A 4,398-nucleotide genomic window follows, 5' to 3' on the forward strand; every position below is an offset into this window, starting at 1 on the left:
GTAACGAGAATTACTTTCGCGTTTGCATGCTTTGCCACACGCATGTTGGCTATATCGTAGTCCTTCAGGTTAATCTCCACCGGACTGCCGGCGCCTTCGATTAAAACGAGGTCGTGCCTCTCCTTCAGCTCGTCGAGGACCCTCATTGCCTTTTGAAAAAGTTCCTCCTTCCGCGAGAGCATGTAGTCCCTGGCTGAGACGCTACCTATGGGCTTTCCCATGAAGACGACCTGGCTCCTCATCTCTCCTTCTGGCTTGAGAAGGATTGGGTTAAACTTCACGCTCGGCTTCTTTCCGCAGGCTATCGCCTGAAGGTACTGGGCGCGACTTATTTCACCTCCTTCGATGCTCGGCGCTGAATTAAGGCTCATGTTCTGGCTCTTGAATGGAACGACGTCGTAGCCGAGGTTGGAGAAAATCCTGCATAATGCAGTGACGAGGAGGGATTTGCCGGCGCCAGATGAGGTCCCCTGAACCATCAAGGCCTTTCCCATTTTCCCACCAGGGGACGTTGGCCGAAGGCCATATAAAGCCTTGGATAAAACCTCCAGCGGTGGGCAGAATGGAGAGCCTTTTCCTTCTCGTCCTGGGGAACACCGAGATAAGCACGGTTTCGGGAATAAGCGTGGCCGGAGCAACGCCCGAACTAACGAAGCTAACACCCGTTGCCGATGCCGAATACCTCTTCCACGAGAAGCCCCTGACAATAGACGTTATTCCAGTAACGCCCGAGGGTCATCCAACTCCGGCTATAATCACCAAGGCAGCTAAAGAACTGGCGAACTTCCCGGTTCTCGTGGTTCGCGGGGGGACTTATTTAGCACCCCTCGTTCCGCACGTCCAGGTAAGCGATGCCGTTGGAAGGGACTTCAGAAGGGAGCCGGCTTTACCGGAGTTCGGCGAGATAATAAAGCGCGCCAAGCTCTTCGGTGAGGAACTCAACAAGATGCCAATCAGGGAACTCGTTATCGGCGAATCAACACCCGGAGGAACGACAACCGCTCAAGCAGTCCTCTGGGCACTCGGTTACGAGGCCAGAACCTCCTCGGCCTCTCCGGACAACCCTCAGAGCCTAAAGGAGAAGGTAATCAGCGAGGCTTTCAAGAGGGCTGGCGTTGAAAGGGGCCAGCTGAAGGACAATCCACTAGAGGCTCTGAGGCAGTTTGGTGATCCAATGATGGCAACGGTCGTAGGCCTTGCCCTCGGCTTCAGGAAAAACATCGTCCTCGCTGGAGGAACGCAGATGTTGGCGGTTTCGGCTCTGCTTAAGGCCCTCGGTGAGGATTTGAGTCGCTTTATGATAGCCACAACGAAGTGGGTGGTCAATGATAGGAGCGCGACCTTCCTGGATACGGCCAAGGAGATAGGAATAATAACATATTCCGCTGACCTCGATTTCTCGAAGAGCGAGTTTAAGGGCCTGAGGGACTATGAGAGGGGTTATGTCAAGGAAGGGGTTGGCGCTGGAGGGGCCACCTGGTTGGCTGTGAAGGCCGGCTTCTCGCCGGAAGAGGTCAGCGAAAAGGTGGAGGAGCTCTACAGGAGGCTCACGGAGATGGGGTGATTTTCCTGTAGGCGTAAACTATCGGGGTCGCAGCGGGTACCCCATTAGTGGTTTGCCTAATGCAAGTGATGAATGGAGTTGAGGAGGGTTGATGATCTTTGCGATATGCAGTTGTTATGGACAAGTTCTCCCGTCATGACCCGTCTCCCGCATCATGACTCAGGATTCATCAGCGGAGGGGGGTGTTTCTTCCCACCTTTTAAGTATGAGGGCAGCTCCAATAAGAATGCCGAGTATAGCGGACAAAACGTTTGTTTTTCCAAGAAGGATGTAACCCGACGCTATGTACCCCACGGCAAGGATCAAAAGTCCTGCGGAGTAAGCCAGTAGCGTGTTATTTCTCCACTTCTGAATCGCGAGAATGACGCCACCGGCAACCAGAAGTGGAGATGTTAGCACGAGAGAGATCCGTAATTTTGTACCATATCCTCCATTACCCGTCCAGATCAATGATAGAAGAAGAACCAGAAAAACAAACACCAGGGGAAGGGAAGCTTTTTCTTCGACCTTCATGCTATCATCCTCTTAAGGTCCCGGAACCCATCCACCTTCACATTCACTTCCCCACTGGATGCAGTTGTCTTCCACACACCATGGGCACACTGTTTCAATGCAGAGAACACAGGTTACAGGATTTGCACATGCAAAGACACATCCCCAGCAACAGTGAATTGCCCTGGTCCAGTCCACACTACAGCAGTACTCATTGCAATGGTATGTTATGGGACAATCAGAATCAGATTGGCACTCATGTGGACAGCTGTTGGTGGGTGTGTACATCCCGTTTGTTGTAATAGCTGCTGTCCTTATAGTTCCATCCTTTGTTTCAGGCACCTTAAATAGATATCCCCTTATCTTCACCCCCTGCACTGGTTTTGAGAACTCGTAAAGGGCTATGACATGCTTCTTGTCCTTTAGGGGAATTCCCATGGCGAGCATGGTTACTTTCTCGCCATTGTAGTCAACCGTGTGCCTAACAACCCTAACATTGGAGTAATTAACGTCCCAGGGTTTGGCCAGCTTCCAGAAGTCTCTGGTAATAACCAGTTTGAAGAATACGTGAGCTTTTGACCAGTTCTCTTGAACCCTGTTCACAGGTTTTGTGACTGCGAACGGGTTCACGCAACCCTTAACTTCGGGGTACTTGGGGTAGCTGAGCACGTAGGCACCGTACGCTCCAACCACAAGTAAAGCCACCAGTATGGCCAGTAATGCACGCTTCCGCATCGACCCCCCCAGCAAGTTTACGTCTAAATTACTAAGGCATAATAGCATATAAACATTACTCAAGCCAAAGGTTGATAACCAAATGCCTGAGGGAGTTGTGCCAAACAGATGGGATTCAATTAAAACCAATCCTCATCTAATGTATAACCCGGTTATGTCTTCCTTATAATTGTCCGTGTAATTCCATTCATCCGCACGCAGTAGGATATCCTTAAGGATTATCGCCGACTCTTCTCGTCTTTTCCCACTTCCTCAAGCTCTCCTCCAGGGCCTCTCTAACAGCCCTCCCGATGTTTAAGCCAAGCTCCGTCGCCGTTCCCGCCCACTCTTTTTTTCCTTCAAATGCAAAAACCCCGATTCCATCACTCGTCGTCCCGGTGGCGTTGTAACCGAGTTTCAGAAGTGTGTAGGTTTTCGCCTCGGTTGCCGTCATTACCGCGTTGGCCATGGCACCGACCGTTAATCCTTCCTCGATTACGAGGGCGATGTTTATCGTTCCCGGCTTCCATGGCGGAGGAACTTCACCGGCTATTGCTGGATTTGTTATTCCAGCGGTGACATAGGCAGTAACTTCCCCGCTTTTTGCTATGGAGATGACTTTTCCCACGTCAGCAGCTGTCATGAAACCAACAAAGTTTTCAAGTCCGTTCTCCCGCTCGAAGACCAGGCAGTCCTTCTTGTAATCTCCGGAGTAGTTCTTGGGAACCTTCAGAAAGAAGAATCCTCTGGCCTCAGTTAATCCTCCGCGATGAGGGGCGTTGCTCAAAGCGAGCATGGGCTCTTTGAATGCCATTATGAAGTTGCCCATGATTGGGATTTGGACCTGCAGTTAATAACGTTTGCCTTGTCAGAACCGTAAACTTTATAAACCACTTGCACATATGTAATATTGAACTTACACATGCAGGAGGTTGAGAACATGAGAAAGATGTGGTTTGGATTGGGGCTGATTGCCCTGTTAATAGGAATGACCCTCGGGGGAGTCTCGGCATGGAGGGGCCAGCCGGGACCAAACCCCTATGCAGGAACCGCCCAGAGCGTTGTAACTCCCACAATACCAACAACTTACTACGCTCCTCTGAGTGAGGACGAGATTAACGGCCTGCTCTACATGGTGGAGGAGGAAAAGCTCGCCAGGGACGTCTACCTCACGCTCTACAACGAGACCGGACTGACTGTGTTCAGCAACATAGCTAACAGCGAGCAGAGGCATATGGACGCTGTGCTGAGCCTGATTGAGAAGTACAACCTGACGGCTCCGGACACGCTCGACCAGGTTGGAGTCTTCCAGAACGAGGAACTCCAGGCCCTCTACAACCAGCTGGTTGAACAGGGGAGCAAGAGCGTTATTGATGCCCTCAAGGTGGGAGCGCTCATCGAAGAGACCGACATAGAGGACCTTGAGAAGTGGATTTCAGAGACCGACAACGAGGACATAAAAGCTGTTTACAGCAACCTCATGGCCGGCAGCGAGAACCACCTCAGGGCCTTCGTGGGCCAGCTTGAGGCCATGGGCGTGACCTACACTGCCCAGGTGCTTCCTCAAGAGAAAGTTGACGAGATACTGAGCTCAGCTCCGGCCCACGGAATGGGACACGACCACGGTG

Annotated in this window: 6 protein-coding genes; 2 read left to right on the forward strand and 4 right to left on the reverse strand. The window is 51.7% G+C overall.

What is annotated here, in order from left to right; all coding sequences use genetic code 11:
• Positions 1-494 (reverse strand): AAA family ATPase (locus tag MV985_RS00635; protein ID WP_297458071.1); only part of this gene is annotated, 494 nt, incomplete at its 3' end.
• Between the two features lie 68 nt (positions 495-562).
• Here MV985_RS00635 and cobT point away from each other — a divergent pair.
• Positions 563-1,564: a nicotinate mononucleotide-dependent phosphoribosyltransferase CobT gene (gene cobT, locus MV985_RS00640; RefSeq protein WP_297458079.1), complete on the forward strand. Its 1,002-nt coding sequence runs from the start codon at positions 563-565 to the stop codon at positions 1,562-1,564.
• Between the two features lie 159 nt (positions 1,565-1,723).
• Here cobT and MV985_RS00645 read toward each other — a convergent pair whose 3' ends face one another.
• From MV985_RS00645 to MV985_RS00655, 3 genes are all read right to left on the reverse strand, one after another.
• The gene (locus MV985_RS00645) at positions 1,724-2,077 is read right to left on the reverse strand and encodes a hypothetical protein (protein WP_297458073.1); all 354 of its coding nucleotides are present in this window, start codon (positions 2,075-2,077) and stop codon (positions 1,724-1,726) included.
• 12 nt (positions 2,078-2,089) lie between these two features.
• Entirely contained in the window at positions 2,090-2,791 is a 702-nt protein-coding gene (locus tag MV985_RS00650; RefSeq protein ID WP_297458075.1) for a hypothetical protein, read from the reverse strand.
• 211 nt (positions 2,792-3,002) lie between these two features.
• Positions 3,003-3,599, reverse strand: a complete 597-nt coding sequence (locus MV985_RS00655; RefSeq protein ID WP_297458077.1) for an adenosylcobinamide amidohydrolase — start codon at positions 3,597-3,599, stop codon at positions 3,003-3,005.
• A 111-nt stretch (positions 3,600-3,710) separates the two neighbouring features.
• Between MV985_RS00655 and MV985_RS00660 the strand changes: the two genes are divergently transcribed.
• Positions 3,711-4,398, forward strand: a 688-nt coding sequence (locus tag MV985_RS00660; protein WP_297458081.1) for a DUF2202 domain-containing protein, incomplete at its 3' end; no start/stop codon positions are given.

Source organism: Thermococcus sp., assembly GCF_027012695.1.
Classification (GTDB): Archaea; Methanobacteriota_B; Thermococci; order Thermococcales; family Thermococcaceae; genus Thermococcus.